Consider the following 20,463-nt stretch of genomic DNA (forward strand, 5'->3'; position numbering starts at 1 on the left):
GAAGCGGAGCACGCCCACCCCGCTTCGCGGCTGCCGGGATCAGCCCCGACGCATGTAAACAGATTCGGCGTGTAGCAACGGATTCGGATCAAAGCCACGACCGCATCCGAATCTGTTGCACTCGTCCTCATTCGTTGCCGACCGGGCGGCTGCGCGGCGCTCGGTCGGCCGGCAGAAACACGGATGCCGCGCACCCCCGCGGGGGGACGTGGCATCCACTGTCAGACCAGCGACTCGCGCCAGGCGGCGTGCAACTGGGCGAACTTGCCCGTGCCTGCGATGAGGGCGGCGGGGGTGTCGTCCTCGATGATGCGGCCGTGCTCCATGACGAGCACGCGATCGGCGATCGCCACCGTCGACAGGCGGTGGGCGATGATGATCGCGGTGCGGTCGGCGAGGAGCGTCTGCAGCGCCTCCTGGATGAGGCGTTCGCTCGGGATATCGAGCGACGCGGTCGCCTCGTCGAGGATGAGCACCGCCGGGTCGGCGAGGAACGCGCGCGCGAACGAGATCAGCTGGCGCTGTCCGGCCGAGACGCGGCCTCCGCGCTTGTTCACGTCGGTGTCGTAGCCGTCGGGCAGCTTCTGGATGAAGCCGTCGGCCCCCACCGCTCGCGCGGCGGCGCGGATCTCGTCCATCGTCGCGTCGGGCTTACCGAGTGCGATGTTGTCGGCGACCGTGCCGCTGAACAGGTAGGCCTCCTGGGTGACCATCACGATGGCCCGGCGGAGATCCTTCGGGTGCAGGCGGCGCAGGTCGACGTCGTCGAGGGTGACGGCACCCTTCGACGGGTCGTAGAAGCGCGAGACGAGCTTCGCGAGCGTCGACTTGCCGGCCCCTGTCGTGCCCACCAGCGCCACCGTCTGCCCCGCGGGCAGGTCGAGGGAGAAGTGCGGCAGGATGACGCGGTCCTCGGAGTAGCCGAACGTGACGTCGTCGAAACGGACGTGGCCCTTCGCCGACCACAGGTCGACCGGGTCGGTGGGGTCGGGAACGGTCGGCTCCTCCTCGAGGACGCCCGACACCTTCTCGAGCGCCGCCGTGGCGGACTGATACGAGTTCAGGAAGAACGCGACCTCCTGCAGCGGTGAGAAGAAGTTGCGCACGTACAGCACCGCCGCCGTCAGCACACCGATCTCGAGCGGCCCGGCGATGACACGGCCGCCGCCCCAGAGCAGCACGACGGCGACCGACACCGCGGCCACCGCCATGATGCCGGGCTCGAAGGTGCCGAACAGCTTGATCGAGCGCATGTTCACGTCGCGGTAGGCCCCGGCGAGCGCGCCGAACTCCTCGTCGTTGCGCGGTTCCTTACGGAACGCCTTGACCGCGCGGACGCCGGTCATGGTCTCGACGAACTTCACGATCACCTGCGCGCTGATGACGCGCGACTCGCGGTAGATGATCTGCGAGCGCGTGTAGAACCACCGCATGAGCAGGTACATCGGGATGCCCATGACGGTCAGGATGAGCCCCGACTGCCAGTCGATGAGGAAGAGCGCGCCGAGGGTGAACAGACCGTAGAGCACCCCCGAGACGAGCTCGTTCAGACCGCCGTCGAGCAGCTCGCGGATGGTGTCGAGGTCACTGGTCTGCCGCGAGATGATGCGCCCCGAGGTGTAGGACTCGTGGAACTCGAGGCTGAGCTTCTGCGTGTGCAGGAAGATGCGCTTGCGCAGGTCGAGCATGACCGCCTGCGTCAATCGCGCCGCCACGACGACGTACCAGCCGATCAGCGCCGCGCCACCGATTCCCGCGAGCAGGTAGATGCCGACGACGCCGATCGTCGGCATCCAGTCGCTGCGTTCGATGACCGCGGGCAGGGCGTTGTCGATGCCGAACGCGATGAGCGCCGGGCCGGCGACGCGCAGCGCGGTCGACACGACGAGCACGGCGGCCGCGAGCACGAGCTGCCAGCGCAGGGGCGACACGAGCGAGGCGAGCAGGCGCAGCGAGCGCTGACGGATCGCGCGGCTCTCTTCGCGGGTGTAGTCGGAGCGGTCTTCGCCGCTCGTACCGGAGACGGTCGCGGTGGTCATCGGGTCGCCTCCTTCTCGGTGAGGGCCTCGTCGTCGGCGATGACGGGGATCGCCCCCGTGCGCGCCTGCCGCTCGGCCTCTTCGAGGCTCGAGATGACGTAGCGGTAGTGCGCGCTGTCGCGCAGCAGATCGGAATGGGTGCCGACCGCGGTGATCCGGCCGTCCTCCAGCAGGGCGACCCGGTCGGCGAGGGTGACGGTCGACGGACGGTGCGCGACGACGAGCGCGGTCGTCTCGCTCAGCACCTCGCGGAGCGCGTCTTCCACGAGGGCTTCGGTGTCGACGTCGAGCGCGGAGAGCGGGTCGTCGAGCACGAGCACCGCCGGACGCGCGGCCACCGCGCGCGCGAGAGCGAGACGCTGACGCTGGCCGCCCGAAAGGCTGAGCCCCTCCTCCCCGATGACGGTGTCGAGGCCGTCGGGCAGGTCGTACACGAAGTGCGCCTGGGCGACCTGGAGCGCTTCGCGGAGGATCTCCTCCGCATCGGGCGACCCGGGTTCGAGGTCCTCACGACCCAGCAGGACGTTGTCGCGCACGGTCTGGGAGAACAGCGTGGCGTCCTCGAACGCCATGCCGACGTGACGGCGCAGCTCCGCCAGGCTCAGGTCGCGCACGTCGACGCCGTCCAGGAGCACGCGGCCGGCCGTGACGTCGTAGAGACGACCGGGAAGGGTCGTGAGAGTGGTCTTCCCCGAGCCGGTCAGACCGACGAGGGCCATCGTCTCGCCGGGACGCAGCACCAGGTCGACGCCGTCGAGCAGGTCGCGCTCGGTGTCAGCGGCATCCTGGTATCGGAAGTGCGCGTCCTCGAAGGCGAGCTCGCCGCGCGGCTGGGCGATCGTGCGCGGGTTCTCGGGGTCGACGATCGTGTTCTGCTCGTCGAACACCTCGAAGATGCGGTCGGTCGCGGTCCGGGCGTCGAGGAGGAACGAGAAGAGGAAGCCGATGGACTCCATCGGCCAGCGCAGCACCGTCGCCATCGCGAAGAAGGCGACGAGCTCGGCCACCTGGAGCTGCCCGAGCTGGGTGAGCACGATGCCGGCGCCGAGGCACACCGCGAAGGCGATGTCGGGCAGCAGCACGAGCCAGAACCAGATCCACCCGATCGCCCGGGCCTTGTCGATCTCGGTCTCGCGCAGTGACTCGGCCTGACGGGTGAACTTCTTCAGCGCGTGCGCGCCGCGACCGAAGGCCTTGAGAACGCGGATGCCGTGGACGCTCTCCTCGACGGAGGTGGCGAGGTCGCCCGCCTGGTCCTGGCTCTGACGCGTCAGAGCGCCGTAGCGCTTCTCGAAGCGGAAGCCGACGTAGATCACCGGCGCCGACGTCGCGAGGAACAGCGCCCCGAGCAGCCAGTGCCAGCGGAACAGCAGCACAGCGCCGATCACGATCGTGAGGAGGTTGACCACGAGCAGGATCACGCCGAAGGCCAGCCACCGGCGGAGCATGCTGATGTCCTGCATCATGCGCGAGAGCAACTGGCCCGACTGCCAGCGGTCGTGGAAGGCGACCGGCAGGCGCTGCAGACGCGAGTAGAACGACTGCCGCAGGTCGTACTCGACCTTGGTCGCCGGCGCGAGGACGAACCAGCGGCGCAGCCACACCATCGCGGCTTCGGCGAGGCCGAGGCCGAGCACCGCGAGCGAGCCCCACACGAGAGCGGCGGGGTCGAGGGACGCGATCGGGCCGGCGACGATCTGCTCGAGCACGAGGGGGATCGCCAGGGCAAGCAGGCTCGCGACGAGCGCGGTGACGGCGCCGGCGATGAGTCGCGGCAGCACGGGACGCGCGATGGGCAGCAGGCGCGAGAGAGCGCGTGGCGTGGAGAGGCGGGCTGAGGGCGGAGAACTGGTCATGATCCTCGTGGGGTCGAAGCGGGCGCCGGGATCGGGCGCGGAGAGGGGAGCCGAAGGCGCGACGGGTGTCGTCGGTGAAGGCGGAGAGCGGGCGCCGAAGCGCGGACGCGATGCCTAGGAACGTCGGCGGGGACGCGCGGCGACGGAGGGCGCGGCGACCGGGGCGACGGGGGCGTCGTCGTGGTCCATGGCATCCTCCTTGATCGTTGAGAGCTTCCGCCGGGGGGACGGCAGCCCTCCAGACTATCCCTGGGAGAACGCTGGGGGCAAGAGTGTCGTGGCGCTCGTGGCTTCACGAGCGAGCAGGCTCCGCTTCACCCCGACGCCCCAGGCGAAGCCGCCCATCGTGCCGTCGCCGCGCAGCACGCGGTGACACGGCACGAACAGCGCAACCGCGTTGCGAGCGCAGATGGATGCCGCCGCCCGCACCGCCGAGGGAGAGCCCAGGGCGGCGGCGAAGCCGGTGTAGGTGAGCGGTGCGCCGGGAGCGATGCGGCGCAGGGCCTCCCACCCGGCGAGTTGCAGGGCGGTCCCGCTCTGGGCGACCCGGACCTCGTCGATCGCCGTCGGGTCGCCGTCGTAGTAGGCGCGCACCGCCTCGGACGCCGTGGTCTCGCCCGCGACGACCTGGCGTGGCCGGCGCGCGGGTGCGAGTCGGGCGAGCACCGCGTCGGGGTCGCTCGTCCATCCCGACACGAGGACGAGGTCCGATTGGTCGGCGAGGATCGCGAAGGCGCCGTCGGGGGTGTCGACGAACTGCAGGGTGGCCGTGGTCATGAGCGGTCCTCGCTTTCGGATTCGGGAAGTTCGGCGCTGACATCGCTCGATACGACGTCGATCGGGGCGCGTCGACGACGGGACGCCGGCGTGCCGGGCCGCTCGCTCGACGCGTCGGGCCGCCCGGATGCGACGGAGGCCGCCGCGGCGGTCTCGGCCGGGGAACGCCACGCCTGGGTCACCGGGGCGGCGTACCAGTAGTGCGCCATCGCGTAGCTGCGCCAGGGCGCGAGCTTCTGCGACCACGCCGTGAAGCCGGCGGGATCGGACGGCAGCCCGAGTGCCGCGGCCCCGGCTCGGGCGGCGACGTCTCCGGGGAGCAGCACGTCGGGGTCGCCCAGCACGCGCATGCGGACGTAGTCGGCGGTCCAGGGACCGATGCCGCGAATCGAGAGCAGTCGTGCGCGTTGCTCGGGGCCGTCGTCGCCCGGCCCCAGCTCGAGCGAGCCCTCGGCCAGGGCCGCGGCCGCCTCGACGATCGCCCGCATGCGCGCGGCGGGCCCACGCAGCACCTCGAGCCCGCGCTCCGCGATGACGGCGGGCCCCGGGAAGAGCGTCATCGGCTGAGGGCCCACCCCCACCGTCTCGCCGAGCTGCGCGGCGAGACGACCCTGCATGGTGCGAGCGGAGGCGACGCTGATCTGCTGACCGATCATGGCGCGCAGCAGCATCTCCCCCGCGTCGATCGCCCCCGGCACGCGTACGCCGGGGATCGCTGCGACCGCGGGCGCCAGCTCGGGATGCCGTGCGAGAGCCTCGTCGATCGCCAGCGGATCGGCGTCGAGATCGAAGAGCCGACGCACGCGCGCGATGAGCGTTCCGAGGTCGGCGAGCGCTGCCAGACGGGCGCGGAGCCGGAGGCGGCCGTCGTCGGCGAGGCGCACCTCGAACCAGGCCGCTCCGCCGGGCAGGCTCACGACGCGGGCGAAGGAGCGGTCATCGCCGACCTCGACGCCGGGAATGGCGTGCGCGCGCATCCAGCCGAACAGCCCCACCGTGTCGACGGGGCCGCGCACCGGGAGCGCCAGATCGATCTCACCGGCGGACGCCGGGGCTCCGGCCGCTCGCGAGCGACGCGCCCGCAGCTCGCGCGGAGGCATGCCGAACACCTCGCCGATGGTCTCGGTGAATTGACGGATGCTGTGGAACCCGGCGGAGAAGGCCACGTCGGCCGAGGACAGGTCGGTGCCGACGAGCAGCGCACGAGCGGTATGGGCGCGGTGGGCCCGCGCGAGGGCGAGGGGCCCGACACCGAGCTCGGCGACGAGGAGGCGCGTGAGGTGGCGGGCGGAGTAGCCGAGCCGCCGGGACAGGCCCGGGACGCCCTCGCGGTCGACGACGCCGTCGGCGATGAGGCGCATGGCGCGGGCGACGACGTCTCCGCGCACGTCCCATTGGGGAGAGCCGGGGGCGGCCTCGGGCAGACACCTCTTGCAGGCGCGGTAGCCCGCCTCGTGCGCCGCGGCGGAGGTCGCGTAGAACGTGACGTTCTCTTCTTTCGGCGTGCGCGCGGGACAGCTCGGGCGGCAATAGATGCCGGTGGAGCGGACCGCGGTGACGAACTGCCCGTCGAAGCGTCGGTCGCGCGACTGGATGACGCGATAGCGCTCGGAGAAGCCCGGAGCGTCGACGGCGGTGGGGGTCATGGCATCCACCCTGCCACCGACCACCGACATCGGCTGGCGGAAATCGGACACGGCGGTGCGGAGGGGATGCGCCGGCGCCGGCCGGGCCGGGGACACGACCGGCGCCGAGCGACTCAGCCCTCGGCGATGGCGAACCCGCCGGCGGGGAGGACCACCGAGACCACGCCCGTCGTCGAGATGGTGCGGAGCCGGGAACCCGCGTCGTCGTAGACGTTCACCGTCGTGTCGACGCCCTCGGCGCCGATGGTGGTGCGCTGCGGGGCGATCGCGCTGGAGTGCACGAGTTCGCCGCGACCGTCGCCGCCGAGCACCAGGCGCGAGATCCACGGACGCACGATGAGTCCGTCCAGGGTGAGGTCGCCGCGCACGACATCCACGCGGACGTCCGAACCCGACACCGGGGCCGTCAGGGCGTACGGAAGCAGCGCTCCGGGCGTGGGAGAGATGCCCTGCTCGGGGCCGGTGACGGACAGCAGACCGCCGCCGTGCCAGGCGGACTGGCTCTTCTCCCCCGGGGCCGTGCGCACGACCGGTTCGACCCAGCGCCGCGTGTCCGAGTCGCCGATGTCCCACGTCGCGCTCCGACGGGTCGTGAGCGTCAGCCCCTCGCCCGACCAGCTCGCTTCTCCCGTCCAGGACGACTCGGGGGTGAACACCGTGCCGTCGGTGCGGACGGCATCCTCGGCCTCGACGTACTCAAGGCCGACGCGCGACTCGACCGAGGTCAGCGCCGTCGCGCGCGCGGCGACCTCAGGGTGCGCATCGAGGGCGAGCGCGGTGAGGAGACCGTGGATGGTCGACTCCGCGCCGCTGTTGCGGTTGACCGTGCCGTCGGGCTGGAGACCGTCGAAGGTGACGCCCGTCGCCGGGTCGTACATCCGCGCCCCCGCATGGTTGGCCCCGAAGAACCACGCCGCTTGCAGACCCGCGAGCTCCGCGAAGGCCGCTGACCCGGTGGTGTCGGCCAGGGCAAGCAGCGACTGCACGCGCGAGTCCGCGCCGTACGCGATCTGCACGCGATCGGTGGGGCTGGGGTACCAGCCGTTGTCGGGCCCTCCGGCGGTGAGCAGCGTCGTCGTGAAGCCGGTGGCATCCGCGATCGCCGGCTCGACGAGGGCGTCGTCGTCGAACAGATCGCCGGCCACGGCGAGCGCCGCGGGCATCTGCGAGCCCCAGGCGTGCCACATCGCGGGCGACTGCGCCCACGGCAGCACGGCTCCGTAGGGCCACTGGCGGGTGCTCCCGGATGCCATGGCGGCCACGCCCTCGGCGAGCTGACGCGCCGCGGTGGCCGAGCTGTCGTCGCCCGCCTCGACGGCGGCGGCGAGTCCGAGGACGGCCTCGGCCGTGGCATCCGCCCCGTCGACGATGAGCCAGGCGGGCACCTTCTTGCCGTCGGCCTCGGCGTACTGGCCGTACCTCGACAGCACGTCGCGCTCGATCGCTCCGCGCGACAGGGCGAGGCGGTCCTTGAGGAACGCGGCGAAATCGGGGTCGTCGTCGGAGAAGGCGGCGTAGCCCTCGCCGAGGGCCCAGACGGTGCGGGCCGTCCAATAGCTGGGACCGGAGTCGGAGGGGTCGGGCAGCTCGATCGGTTCGGCGGAGGGGTTGAGGTCGCCGTCCGGCTGCATCCACAGCACGACGTTGCCGGCCGAGGGACCCTCGGTGGTCTGGTGGTACGCGACGGTGCGCAGCAGCTCGTACGCCTTCTGCCGGCTGTCGGCGTCACCGGTCTGCTCCCAGTGGCGCAGGTAGACGACCGCGGCTCGGGTGTTGTCGTCGGCGTTGTAGGCGCCTTGGCCCCAATCGCCGGTCGCCGGGTCGAGCGGGCCGCCGCCGACGCGTTGGAAGGTGCCGCCGTCCCGGGCGTCGGCGTAGGTCCACGGGGCGAGCAGCGTCGGCTCCTCCGCCTGGCGGTACGTCGAGTGGCCCGCGACGTCGGCCGGCGGGGTGGCCTCGTCGAGCAGGAAGTCGAGGTGGTCGAGGGTGGTCAGCGTCTCCGCGGGCGCCGACGCGACGGTCGGAGCCGCCGTGGCGGGGGCGGCGGTCAACGGGACCGCCAGGGCGACGGCACCGAGGACGGCGAGGCCGCGCGCACTCCATCGTGCGTTCATGGGGGGATCCTTTCGATGGCGGGGTGACCGGATGCCGGAAGGACCGGCACTCGGAGAGGGGATGCCGCGCCCGGGCCGCGAGGACCGCGGGCGCGGCGCGACGGTCAGTCGGTACGCTCCAGCAGCGCGACGCCGATCTTGCTGTCGGCCATGCCGTAGAAGACGAAGTGGCGTCCGTCGATCTCCTCGATCGCGGTGGGGAACACGACGTTCGGCACGATGCCGCTGCGCTCGTCGTCGGTCTCGGGTGCCAGCAGCGGTTCGGGCGTGCGGGCGATCACGCGGCTGGGATCGGCGGCATCCAGGATCAGGGCTCCCGCAGCGTAGTTGACCTTCTGCTGCTGCGAGAACGCGCTGTCGATCACGCCGGTCACGCCGTGGTGCAGCACGAGCCAGCCCTCGGGGATGCGCAGCGGGGGCGGCCCACCGCCGATCTTGACCTCCTCGAACGGGAACTGCGGACCCGCCACGAAGCGGTGCTGCTCCCAGAGCACGAGATTCGCGAGGTCTTCGCGGACGGATGCCACGGGCACATAACTGATCCAGATCGACTGCCGCTCGTCGTCGACGCCGGCCGGCACCCGCACGCCCTGACCGGGCTTGGTCTCGCCGATGTCCCACATGGGGCGGTGCAGGACCGCGAAGGCCTCGGTGCCGTCGGGCGCCGTGACCGGCTCGGGGAAGAAGACCGTGTCCTTGTTGTGGAAGAGGTTGAGATCCATGTCGAGGTCGTCCTGGTACCGGAAGAGCACCGGTCCCAGGCGCCGCCATTCGCGGAGGTCCTGCGAGACGGCCACCGCGGTACGCGGACCGAGTGGGCCGTACGCCACGTACGTCATGACGTGCAGGCCGAGCGCCTCGACCCACGTGGTGCGGGGATCCTCGGTGCCGGCGTTGCCGACGCCGCGCTCCCAGCCGCGGTCGGGCTGCAGCACCACGCCCTCGCGCTCGACCGCGACGGGCACGCCGTCCTCGACGACGACGCGGGCCAGCCCCACGCGTGAGACGTTGCCCTCGGCGACGAGGCGGGGCAGCAGGTACAGCCGGCCGTCGGGTCCGCGGCCGGATGCCGGGTTGAGCACGCCCTCGGCCTCGTCGGCGTTGCCGGGCTCGGGGGTCATCACCACCCCGATACGCGTGAGGCGGTAGGGGACGGGGGATTCGGGGGTCATTGTCATCCTTTCACTCCGGATCCGAGGTCGTTCGAGGTGAAGTAGCGCTGGAAGATCAGGAACAGCGCCACCGCGGGGGCGGCGAGCACGACGGCGCCGGCCATCATCGCGCCGAAGGGGTTGGTGGTGGATGCCGCGATGTTGGAGATGAAGTTCGCCAGCGACACCGCCAGCGGCTGCATCGCCGCTTCCTTCGTGATGAGGAACGGCCAGAGGAACTCGTTCCACGGTCCGATGAAGGTCAGCAGCACCGCCGTGAGCAGCGCGGGACGCACGAGCGGCAGCGCGACGCTCCACAGCAGCCGGAATTCGTTGGCGCCGTCGATGCGGGCGGCGTCGAAGAGCTCCTTGGGCAGCTGCAGGAAGTACTGGCGGAAGATGACCACCGCCGTGGAATTGATGAAGAACGGCAGGATCATCCCGAGGTAGCTGTCGCTCAGGCCGTAGTCGCGGGCGATCATGACGTACAGCGGGATCATCAGCAGCTGGAACGGGATCACCTGCACGAGCAGCACGAGCGCGAACACCGCCGACCGCCCGCGCCACTTCAGCACCGCGAGCGCATAGCCGGCGAGCACTCCGAAGACGATCGTGCCGAGGATCACGCCGCCGGTGAAGATGCCCGAGTTGGCCAGGCCCTGCAGCAGGTTGATCCGCCCGTCGATCGCGGTGTAATTCTCGGTCGTCAGATTCGACGGGTGCGGGAACGCGCCCGCGATCGAGGTGTCGGGATTGGTCTGCAGCGAGCCGACGATCATGTACCAGAACGGGAACAGGAAGGCGAGCGCGCCGACGGTGAGGACGCCGTAGGTGACGATCTTGCTTCTCACGATTCCTCCCTTCCGACGAACCGGCGCTGCAGCAGCGCGATCACGAGCACGAAGATGATGAGCACCACACCGATCGCCGCGGCCACGTCGGGGTTCTGCTGCTCGATGCCCTTCTGGTAGATGAGGAGCACGGGCGACGTGGACGCGCCGTTGGGTCCGCCGCCGCTCGTGAGCAGGTAGGGCTCGGTGAAGAGGTTCGCGCCCGTGATGGTCGACAGCAGCACGACGAGGAACGTCGCCGGCCGCACGCCGGGCACGGTGACCGCGAAGAACTGGCGGATGCGCCCGCCGCCGTCCACCGCCACCGATTCGTACAGCTCGCGCTGCACGTTCTGCAGAGCCGCGAGGTAGAGCAGGATGTAGAACCCCAGCCCCTTCCAGGTGACGAACAGCGCGATCGTGGGCATGGCGAGGGCCGAGTTCACGAGCCACGACGGGTTCGGCGCGAGGGGACCCAGCACGTTGTTGACCAGGCCCGTGTTCGAGAACAGGAACAGCCACACGGCGACGACGGCGACGGATGCCGTGACGTACGGCACGTAGAACGCGACGCGGAAGAACGTGCGGGCGCGCACCACGCGGTCCAGGGCCGTGGCCAGCAGGATCGACAGCACCACCGTCAGCGGAACGTTGATGAGCAGGAAGATCCCGACGTTGCCGAACGCGCGCCAGACCGCCGGGTCGGTCAGGGCGGTGACGTAGTTATCGAGCCCGACGAAGGGTCGGTCGACCTGCGCGCCCGGGGCGGTGAAGAAGTAGTCGTGGAACGACATCCACACCGCGAAGACGATCGGGTACGCGAAGACGACCCCGATGAAGATCAGGTACGGGGCGGAGAACAGGATGCCGAGCGGCTGCGCTCCGAACGGGCGGCGCCGCTTCGTGCCGGTGTCCTCCGCGCCCGCCGCGCGGCGCGGCCGCCCCGGGTCTCCCCCGGTGCGGCCGGCCGTGCCGGCGACGGACGTGGTCATGTCAGTTCCCCGCCGCGAGCTGGTCGATCTGGGTCTTGGCATCCGAGAGGAAGGTCGACACGTCGCCCTCACCGAAGATGACCGCCTTCGAGTAGCCGTCGCGGAACGCCTGCCAGATCTCGACCGAGTTCTGCACGTTCGGCACCTCGACGGTGCGGGCGGCCTGATCACCGAACTGCTGGTAGGCGGGGTTCGCCTGGAAGTAGTCGGCGTAGGTGTCGGTGAGATTCTGGCGAAGGGGCATCTGACCGGTCTCCTGGAGCCAGGTACCGTCCTGTTCCTCGCTGGTGGCGAACTTCAGCACGTCCCACGCGGTCGCCTTGTTCTCGCACGCGGTGAACAGGCCGACGTTCTTGGCGTCGCTGAAGGTCCAGGTGTCGTCGGCGGCGACGCCCTGCTCGGTGGGCACCGGGACCGAGCCCCAGTTCACCTTGTCCTTGTAGACCGAGATGGCCCACGGCCCCACGATCGCCATCGCGGCCTGACCGTCGGCGAACGCGTCGCCCTGGTATTGCTCGTTGCCCGCGAGCTGCTCGCTGTAGATGGTGCGCCAGAAGTCGGCGACGGCCTCGCCGTTCTCGTCATCGAAGGTGGCCTGGCCGTCCTCGACGAGCTGTGCACCACCGGTCTGCGCCGCGTAGAGCGGGTAGAAGTCGAACCACGACTGGAAGAACTCGCTGGTCGGTGCGGGGTTGATGGCATAGGGCGAGACGCCGGCCGACTTCAGGGTCTGCGCGGTCTGCAGGAACTCGTCGTAGGTGGACAGCCTCGGGTTCTCGGCGTCGAGGCCGGCCTGGGCGAAGAGGTCCTTGTTGTAGAAGATCATGACCGGGTTGCTCTTCCACGGCAGCTGGTAGAAGCCGCCGTCCTCGGAGCGATACTGGTCGGCCAGATCGCCACTGCGCTCGGTGATGTACTGCTCGCCGTCCGGGAAGTCCGACAGGTTGACCAGACCGCCCTGACGCTGGAAGCCGGGGACGGCCGCCGGCGATGTGTTGAAGATCAGGCAGGGGGCGTTGCCGGCGGTGATGGCCGCGCCGATGACCTCTTCGCTCGACGAACCGGCCGGGATCTCCTGCGCCGTGACCTGCTGATCGGGGTTCGCCGCGTTCCATGCCTCGACCATCTGCTCGCCCCAGGCGATCTCGGCGTCGTTGTTCGAGTACCAGATCGTGATCGGGCCGCGGGCGTCCATGCCCCCGCCTCCGCCGCCGCCCCCGCTGCAGGCGGAGAGGGCGAGGATGCCGGTGGCGGCTGCTGCTGTGGCGAGAATGCGTCGTCGCATGTCTTCCTCCTTGTGAGTGCGGGGCGAGTCCCGCGGGTGCGTCAGGTGGTGGGCGGCGCGCCGGTGGAGGCGCGCACGATGAGTCGGGGGTCGGGGAGCCGGAGATCTTCGCGCGCGGCACCGGCCACGGCTATCAGAAGAGCTCGCGCGGCGGCGGCGCCCCACCCGCGGGCGTCGGTGGACACGCTCGTCAACGCCGGGTGCAGATGCCGACCGAGCTCGACGTCGTCGAACCCGGTGATCGACAGGTCGCGCGGAACGTTCAGCCCGCGGCGCTGGGCGACGCCGAGCCCGGCGATCGCCATGTTGTCGTTGGAGTAGACGATCGCGGTCGGCGGGGTTTCGGCATCCAGGAGCCCGGTGGTCGCGCGCGCCCCGTCGGCGGCGCTGAAGTCGGTCGACACGACTCGGGACCGGATGCCACGGGCGGCGGCGGCCCGCTCGAACGCGGCCGTGCGGTGCCGACCGTGCAGCATCGCGGTAGGTCCCGCGACGTGCGCGATGTCCGTGTGCCCGAGGTCGGCGAGGTGGTCGACCGCGAGGCGGATGCCCGCCCCGTCGTCGATGGACACCGAGGTGAAGGGACTGTCGACGTCGGGGACGCCGAGGGTGACCGCCGCGATGCCGAGTCCCGCGACCAGGTCGATGCGCGGATCGCCGGCGCGCAAGTCGGACAAGATCACCCCGTCGACACGACGGTCGGCGACGAGGCCGCGGTAGGTGTCGTCCTCTTGACGTCCGGGGGTGGCGGCGGCGAGCACCAGCACCTGCCCCGAAACCGAGAACTCGTCTTCGACCCCGGCGATGAAGGAGGGGAAGAAGGGGTCGGCGGCGATGACGTCGGGGCTGCGGCCGATGACCAGCCCGCACGCGAAGGCGCGACCGACGCTGAGCGAGCGAGCGCGCAGGCTCGGGCTCCAGCCCATCTCGGCCGCGATCGAGAGGATGCGTTCCCGCGTGTCGGCGGAGACGCCGGCGCGACCGTTGAGTGCGAACGAGACGAGGCCCTTGCTCACACCCGCGCGGCGCGCGACGTCGGCGATGGTCGGTCGCGTGTCGTTCGTCATCCGTCACCTCGTCGTGTCGCGCGTTGGGTCTAAACCGGTTCAGTACTGAACGCTAAACCGGTTCAGATCGCGCCGTCAAGAGCTTGCAGGCGTTGCTCAGCCTGCGCCTCTCCAAGACGTCGCGTGCCGTTCGTCGGCATGGCGTTCTCGGCGGCGCGTGGGCGTCCCGCCTTTCGGGGCGCGGTTCTCCGTTCGGGGCGCGGAATTCCGGCTGCAAACGGCCCCGTCACGCGGCGCGCAACCCCCGCTCGATGTCGGAACCCGTCGCTAACGTGGCGTCATGAGCGAACGCGAATACGACCTCATCGTCATCGGCGCCGGCCCCGTCGGCGAGAACGTCGCCGACCGTGCGGTGCAGGCAGGCCTGACCGCCGTCATCGTCGAGTCCGAGCTGGTCGGCGGCGAGTGCTCGTACTGGGCGTGCATGCCGTCCAAGGCGCTGCTGCGCAGCGGCGCCGCCCTGCGCGCGGCCCGCGACGTCGACGGCGCGAAGCAGGCGGTGACCGGCGACCTCGACGTCGCCGCGGTGCTCCGCCGACGCGACACCATGACCAGCGACTACAACGACTCCGGGCAGGTCGAGTGGCTCCAGAGCGCCGGCATCGACCTCGTCCGCGGGCACGGCCGCTTCACGGGCGAGAAGGCGGTGCAGGTCACCGCCGAAGACGGCACGACCACCGACCTGCGCGCACGCCACGCGGTCGCGATCTGCACCGGTTCCGCGGCGCTGCTGCCCGGCATCCCGGGCCTCGCCGACATCGAGCCGTGGACCAGCCGCGAAGCCACCGCCGTGCAGCAGATCCCGCGCTCGATCGCGATCCTCGGCGGAGGCGTCGTGGGCGCCGAGATGGCGACGGCGTTCCAGAGCCTCGGCGCCGAGGTCACGATCATCGCCCGCTCCGGCCTGCTCGGCGGCAACGAGCCCTTCGCCGGCGAGCTCATCGCCGCATCGCTGCGCGAGCGCGGGGCGACGGTCAAGACGGGAGTGGATGCCACGTCCGCCCGCCGCGACGACGCGGGCGCCAAGGTGCTCGAGCTGTCCGACGGCACGACCGTCACCGCCGACGAGGTGCTCGTGGCTACCGGCCGCACCCCCCGCACGGAAGACCTCGGCCTCGACACGGTCGGCCTCGAGGCCGGCGCGTGGATCGACGTCGACGACACGCTGCGCGTCCCCGGCTCCGACTGGCTGTACGCCGTCGGCGACGTGAACCACCGCGCGCTCCTCACCCACCAGGGCAAGTACCAGGCACGCGCAGCCGGCGATGTGATCGCCGTGCGCGCGCAGGGCGGCGAGGTCGACGACACCCCCTGGGGCGCCCACGTGGCGACCGCCGATCACGACGCGGTCCCGCAGGTGACGTTCACCGATCCCGAGGTGGCGTCCGTCGGCCTCACCGCGGCCGCGGCCGAGGAGAAGGGCCTCACCGTGAAGGTGCTCGACTACGATCTCGCGAGCATCGCGGGCTCGAGCGAGCAGTCCGACGCGTACGTCGGCCAGGCGCGGGCGATCGTCGACCTCGACCGGGGCGTGCTCGTCGGTGCGACCTTCGTCGGGCCCGACGTCGCCGAGCTGCTGCACTCGGCGACGATCGCCGTGGTCGGCGAGGTGCCGGTGAAGCGCCTGTGGCACGCGGTCCCGTCGTATCCCACCGTCAGCGAGGTGTGGCTGCGCCTGCTCGAGACACTCGGCCGCGACAGCGCCTGACCGCACCGCTCAGGCCGACGCGTCGGGCATGTGACGTCGGCCGTGACGGGGGCGGCCGGCCGTGGCGGGCGGCAGTCTCGCGGCCGGCCGTGGCGGGCGGCAGTGCCATACGTCGCCGCGGCGGGCGGCGGTGCTGTGTGCCGCCCGGGCGGGTGGAGGTTCCGAGAACCGTCGCGGACGACAGCGGAGATTCCCGGCCGGGCGTACCCTCGTGACATGCCCCGGACCGTCGCCCTCATCCGCGGGGTCGGCGGTCCCACGGCGCTGAAGATGCCTCCACTTCGCGAGGTCTTGGCATCCGCCGGTCTGGGAGATGTGCAGACCCTTCAGGTCGCGGGGAACCTCGTGCTCGATGACGGCGGCCGCTCCCCCGACGAGATCGCCGACCTGGTGCGTGACACGGTACGCGGGGCGTTCGGTTTCGACCTGCCCGTGATCGTCCGCTCGCACGCGCAGCTGGCCGACACGCACGCTCGCAACCCGTTCGCCGACGGTTCGGACGGGCGGTGGGTGCAGACGGTGTTCCTCGACGCGGCGCCGTCGGCCGCGCTGGAGCTGCCCGCCGGCATCCCGGAAGAGGCCGTGCTCGACGGGCGCGAGGTGTTCGTGCGGTATCCCGCGGGCATCGGCGGCTCCAAACTGCAGGCCGGCTGGTTCGAGAAGCGCCTCGGGGTCACCGGCACCGCTCGCAATGCGAACACCGTGGCGAAGCTCCTCGCGATGAGCGCCTGAGCCGCCCACGACGTGCTCACTCGGACTTCGCCCACCGCATCTCCGCGATAACGCTGGACGTTTTCCTCCGAGACAGGGCCAATCCCCGCGCGCATCCCACCGCGCCCGCCCGACGACCCCGCGAGAAACGCCCCGCCGAGTGAGACACGCCACCACATGGCGTTCCTCGCTCGCGGCAGCGTTTATCGGCACGGCCCAGAGGGCACGCCCCGCCGCAGCCGGACCCGGACCCCCGCCGCGCCACAGCCGCACCCCGACCCACGCGCGCCCCGCGCCCCGACCCACGCGCGCCCCCGGCGACCCCTCGCCCGGACCCAAACGCGCCCCGCACCCAGCCCCCGCGCACACGACGACGCCGCCGCAACCGAAGCTGCGACGGCGTCGAACCGAACCCGGGGCTCAGTGGAAGAAGTGACGCTCTCCCGTGAAGAACATCGTCACCCCGGCGGCGCGTGCGGCGTCGACGACCTCGGCATCCCGCACCGAACCGCCGGGCTGGATGATCGCCGAGATACCCGCGTCGATCAGCACCTGCGGGCCGTCGGCGAAGGGGAAGAAGGCATCGGATGCCGCTATCGAGCCGTGCGCACGATCGCCGGCGCGCTCGACGGCGAGGCGGCACGAGTCGACGCGGTTGACCTGGCCCATGCCGATGCCGACCGTGGCCGAGCCCTGGGCGAGCACGATCGCATTGGACTTCACCGCGCGGCACGACTTCCACGCGAAGATGAGGCTCTCCATGTCGGCGTCGGCGGGGCGCTCGCCCGAGACGAGCTCCCAGTTCTTCGCGACCGAATCGATGTCGTCGGGGAAGCGGTCGGCGTCCTGCAGCAGCAGGCCACCCGAGACCAGTCGCACGTCCATGCGCTCCTGCTGCCAGTCGTTGGGCAGTCGCAGCACGCGGAGGTTCTTCTTGAGCTTGAACACCTCGAGGGCCTCGGGCTCGAAGTCGGGCGCGATGATGACCTCGGTGAAGATGTCGCGGAGGTTCTCGGCCATCTTGAGCGTCACCGTGCGGTTGGCCGCGATCACGCCGCCGAACGCCGACACGGGGTCGCACTCGTGCGCCCGCAGGTGGGCGGAGGCGATCGGGTCGAGGGCGTTGGGGGCGGCGACCGCGATGCCGCAGGGGTTCGCGTGCTTGATGATCGCCACGGCCGGCTTCACCATGTCGAAGGCGGCGCGCAGGGCGGCGTCGGCGTCGACGTAGTTGTTGTACGACATCTCCTTGCCCTGCAGCTGGGTGGCCTGGGCGATGCCGTGTCCCCCGACGCGCGAGTAGATGGCGGCGCGCTGGTGCGAGTTCTCGCCGTAGCGCAGGGTCGAAAGGCGCTCGGCCTGGATGGTCAGGTGCGCGGGCAGGTCGATGTCGTCGCCCAGGGTCCCTTCGGCGAACCACGTCGACACGGCGGTGTCGTAGGCGGCGGTGTGCGCGAACGCGCGGGCCGCGAGTTCGCGGCGCTGCACGAGCGAGGTGCCGCCGTCGGACTGCAGCGCCTCGATGATCGCCGGGTACGACTCGGGTGAGACGACGATGGCGACGTTGGCGTGGTTCTTCGCCGACGCGCGCACCATGGCGGGGCCGCCGATGTCGATCTGCTCGACGACGTCGTCGCCCTGGGCACCGGATGCCACGGTCTCGACGAACGGGTAGAGGTTGACGACCACGAGCTCGAAGGGACGGATGCCGAGCTCGTCGAGCTGCGCTTCGTGCGAGGCGAGGCGAAGGTCGGCGAGAAGTCCGGCGTGCACGTTGGGGTGCAGCGTCTTCACGCGGCCGTCGAGCGACTCGGGGAAGCCGGTGACGGCGGAGACGTCGGTCACGTCGAAGCCGGCGTCGCGCAGCAGCGTGGCCGATCCCCCGGTGGAGACGATCTCGACGCCGGCCGCGGCGAGCGCCTGGCCGAGCTCGACGAGACCGGTCTTGTCGCTCACCGACACCAGCGCGCGGCGGATCGGGACGACGTCGCGGGGACGGTAGTCGGCGGGGTCGTGGCGGGGTCCGGCCATGGCTGCGGCTCCTGTGTCTCGTGGTTCTCGGGCGCGACGGGCCAGCGCCCGTCTCGCGGGTCAAGCGGTTCGGGTTGCCTCGGCGGCGAGATCGAGCTCGCCCTCTGCGATGCGGCGCACGACGTCGATGAGCAGCCGTCGCTCCACCGGCTTGATGCGTTCGTGCAGCGCTTCCTCGTCGTCTCCGGGGAGCACCGGGATGCGCTCCTGCGCGAGGATCGGGCCGGTGTCGACGCCGGAGTCGACGACGATCACGCTTGCGCCGGTCTGCGTCGCACCCGCGGCGAGCGCATCCCGCACGCCGTGGGCGCCGGGGAACTCCGGCAGGTACGCAGGGTGGGTGTTGATGATGCGGGGCTCCCACGCGGCCACGAGGTCGGCGGGCAGCAGGCGCATCATGCCGCTGAGCACGACCAGATCGGGCTGCCAGACGGCGAGCTGCTCGCCGAGTTCGGCGCCCCACTTTTCGCGCGAGGCGAAGGACGAGAAGGGCACGAGGAAGGTCGGGATACCGAACTCCTCGGCGTGGGCGAATCCGGCGGCCTCGCGATCGGCACCGACCGCCACGACGCGCGCCGGGAAGTCGGTGGCGGAGGCCGCCTCGAGCAGGGCGCGGAGGTTGGAGCCGGTGCCGGAGATGAGGACGGCGACCGTGAGCACGCCGACAGTCTACGCAGGTGCGTCCGACCGCGCGGGCGCGCGTCGCCCCGCCCTCAGCGTCGCGGCTGGGTGTCGTCCCCGGATGCCGCCCACGCGGCGCGGATGCGGGCGCGGACGTCGTCGTCGGTCGGTGCACTGTCGCTCGTCGACGCCGGACCGCCGGTGGCGTCGGCCGGCACGGACGCGGGCTTCGCGGATGGCTCGGGGGCGACGGCATCCGGGTCTCGATAGGTGCTCGGCCAGACCTCGGACGCGATCCCCCGGCCGGGGACGGACGCCGTGGGGGTGGGACCGGTCATGTGCTCGTCGCGGTCGAACGGCAGGTGCGAGCGCGCGGCGAACGAGAGCTCCGGGATGTCGCGGGTGGCCTCCGCGCGATGGTCGGCGGGCTCGGCGCCGAATCGCGGGCTGAGCAGGAGGATCAGCAGGCCCAGCAGCGTCTCCAGCCCGAGGGCGAGGGCGAGGGGTCCCGGCTGCGGTCCGGTCTCGGCGAGACGGCCGGGGCCGATCGCGCCGCTCGAGAAGACCGCGGCGAGCGCTCCGACGCCGCCGGTGAGCACGGCGACCGCGATCCCCAGCACCAAGCGCGGCGCGAGCGGATCGTGACCGGAGGTCAGCGGCATCCGGGAGCGCAGGATCCACCCGGTGAGCGCTCCGACGCCGACGGGCAGCAGCACCAGGAGCAGGAGCCACGACGACGTGGAGTCGGGCACCGCGCCGAGCACGGGGATGCCGGGGAGGGCGCCGACCTGGGTCGCCGCGGGGGTCACGGCCGTGTCGGTGCCGAGGGCGAAGCCCGGGCCGGCGACGAAGGCGAGGGCCCAGAGCACGAGGGTGGGCAGGTAGACGAGTTGACCGAGAGCGATGACCGTGGCGCCGGTGCCGTCGGCGTTGCTCGCCTGATACAGACCGATGACCTGGGTGGAGCGGGCGATCAGTCCCGCGACGACGACGACCGCACCGACCGCCACCAGTCCCAGCGTGGTGAGCGCGACGCCGCGCACGACGAGGGCCGGGACCTCGCTCCACGCGTGCGGGAGCCGGTCGAGTCGGGCGCGCAGGGCGTCGATCGGGCCGTCGTCGCCGACCCGCCACGAGCCGACGACCGCGCCGACGAACGACGGCACGACGAAGATCAGCGACGGCAGGAGGATTGCGACCCAGGTCTCGGATGCCACGAGCGCGGCGGTCGACGAGAGGGCGACGAGGGTCGCGAGGCCGGCAAATACCAGCGAGCCGGAGAGCCACCCGGTCAGGGCCGCCCCCGCCTCGGCCGCCCGTGCGCCCGAGCGGGCGGCGAACAGGCCGGTGAAGGCGGCGAAGGCGAGCGGGGCGAGCGAGAGGGTGAAGCTCGCGAACGTCGGATCGATGCCGGTCGCCGCGAGGTACGTGTCGGGCAGGGTGACCGTCAGGGGCACGAGATGGCCCAGGTGCCACACGGCCGCGGAGGCGGGCCACAGCGCCGACCAGTCGGGGTCGCCCAGGCCGAACACCCACAGCAGGGTGAGCGGGGCGAGCACCACCGCGATGCCGCCCGCGGCGGCCAGCACGGCGTCGAGGGCGGCGAGGAGAGCGATGAGGAGGCGATGCATGGGC

At 71.5% G+C, this 20,463-nt stretch carries 15 protein-coding genes; 2 read left to right on the forward strand and 13 right to left on the reverse strand.

All coding sequences use genetic code 11. The annotated features are described in order from the left end of the window. Positions 1 to 221 precede the first annotated feature (221 nt). The 10 genes from Q9R20_RS02545 to Q9R20_RS02590 form a co-directional block, all read right to left on the reverse strand. Positions 222 to 2,039 carry an ABC transporter ATP-binding protein gene (locus Q9R20_RS02545; protein ID WP_311247863.1) on the reverse strand — a complete coding sequence of 606 codons (1,818 nt, stop codon included), beginning with the start codon at positions 2,037 to 2,039 and terminating at the stop codon, positions 222 to 224. Beyond that, positions 2,036 to 3,895 (reverse strand): ABC transporter ATP-binding protein, encoded by a 1,860-nt coding sequence (locus Q9R20_RS02550; RefSeq protein ID WP_311247864.1) that lies wholly within the window; start codon positions 3,893 to 3,895, stop codon positions 2,036 to 2,038. The genes Q9R20_RS02545 and Q9R20_RS02550 overlap by 4 nt, the downstream gene beginning before the upstream one ends. Positions 3,896 to 4,138: 243 nt before the next feature. Then, entirely contained in the window at positions 4,139 to 4,672 is a 534-nt protein-coding gene (locus tag Q9R20_RS02555) for a methylated-DNA--[protein]-cysteine S-methyltransferase (protein ID WP_295839303.1), read from the reverse strand. Further along, positions 4,669 to 6,318, reverse strand: a complete 1,650-nt coding sequence (locus Q9R20_RS02560) for an AlkA N-terminal domain-containing protein (protein WP_311247865.1) — start codon at positions 6,316 to 6,318, stop codon at positions 4,669 to 4,671. The genes Q9R20_RS02555 and Q9R20_RS02560 overlap by 4 nt, the downstream gene beginning before the upstream one ends. A 113-nt stretch (positions 6,319 to 6,431) precedes the next feature. Beyond that, positions 6,432 to 8,432, reverse strand: a complete 2,001-nt coding sequence (locus tag Q9R20_RS02565; protein WP_311247866.1) for a hypothetical protein — start codon at positions 8,430 to 8,432, stop codon at positions 6,432 to 6,434. Positions 8,433 to 8,536: 104 nt separating this feature from the next. Next, on the reverse strand, positions 8,537 to 9,604 hold the full coding sequence (locus Q9R20_RS02570) for a glycosidase (RefSeq protein WP_311247867.1): 1,068 nt from the start codon (positions 9,602 to 9,604) through the stop codon (positions 8,537 to 8,539). 2 nt (positions 9,605 to 9,606) lie between these two features. After that, positions 9,607 to 10,434, reverse strand: a complete 828-nt coding sequence (locus Q9R20_RS02575) for a carbohydrate ABC transporter permease (RefSeq protein ID WP_295839298.1) — start codon at positions 10,432 to 10,434, stop codon at positions 9,607 to 9,609. Beyond that, positions 10,431 to 11,405: a sugar ABC transporter permease gene (locus Q9R20_RS02580; protein ID WP_311247868.1), complete on the reverse strand. Its 975-nt coding sequence runs from the start codon at positions 11,403 to 11,405 to the stop codon at positions 10,431 to 10,433. The genes Q9R20_RS02575 and Q9R20_RS02580 overlap by 4 nt, the downstream gene beginning before the upstream one ends. Before the next feature lies 1 nt (position 11,406). Further along, entirely contained in the window at positions 11,407 to 12,690 is a 1,284-nt protein-coding gene (locus tag Q9R20_RS02585) for an extracellular solute-binding protein (RefSeq protein ID WP_311247869.1), read from the reverse strand. 41 nt (positions 12,691 to 12,731) lie between these two features. Continuing rightward, positions 12,732 to 13,757 (reverse strand): LacI family DNA-binding transcriptional regulator, encoded by a 1,026-nt coding sequence (locus tag Q9R20_RS02590; RefSeq protein ID WP_295839295.1) that lies wholly within the window; start codon positions 13,755 to 13,757, stop codon positions 12,732 to 12,734. A gap of 280 nt (positions 13,758 to 14,037) precedes the next feature. Between Q9R20_RS02590 and Q9R20_RS02595 the strand changes: the two genes are divergently transcribed. Both Q9R20_RS02595 and Q9R20_RS02600 read left to right on the forward strand, forming a co-directional pair. Next, entirely contained in the window at positions 14,038 to 15,465 is a 1,428-nt protein-coding gene (locus Q9R20_RS02595) for an NAD(P)/FAD-dependent oxidoreductase (RefSeq protein ID WP_311247870.1), read from the forward strand. Positions 15,466 to 15,681: 216 nt separating this feature from the next. After that, positions 15,682 to 16,197 (forward strand): DUF1697 domain-containing protein, encoded by a 516-nt coding sequence (locus Q9R20_RS02600; RefSeq protein WP_311247871.1) that lies wholly within the window; start codon positions 15,682 to 15,684, stop codon positions 16,195 to 16,197. A gap of 399 nt (positions 16,198 to 16,596) precedes the next feature. Here Q9R20_RS02600 and purH read toward each other — a convergent pair whose 3' ends face one another. From purH to Q9R20_RS02615, 3 genes are read right to left on the reverse strand one after another with little or no spacing between them, the layout of a single operon-like run. After that, positions 16,597 to 18,207, reverse strand: coding sequence for a bifunctional phosphoribosylaminoimidazolecarboxamide formyltransferase/IMP cyclohydrolase (gene purH, locus Q9R20_RS02605; RefSeq protein ID WP_311247872.1), 1,611 nt, complete (start codon positions 18,205 to 18,207; stop codon positions 16,597 to 16,599). A gap of 60 nt (positions 18,208 to 18,267) precedes the next feature. Beyond that, entirely contained in the window at positions 18,268 to 18,867 is a 600-nt protein-coding gene (gene purN, locus Q9R20_RS02610; protein WP_311247873.1) for a phosphoribosylglycinamide formyltransferase, read from the reverse strand. A 53-nt stretch (positions 18,868 to 18,920) separates the two neighbouring features. Beyond that, positions 18,921 to 20,459: a DUF6350 family protein gene (locus tag Q9R20_RS02615; protein ID WP_311247874.1), complete on the reverse strand. Its 1,539-nt coding sequence runs from the start codon at positions 20,457 to 20,459 to the stop codon at positions 18,921 to 18,923. Positions 20,460 to 20,463: the final 4 nt, after the last annotated feature.

It is taken from the genome of Microbacterium sp. PRF11, assembly GCF_031844085.1.
GTDB lineage: Bacteria > Actinomycetota > Actinomycetes > Actinomycetales > Microbacteriaceae > Microbacterium.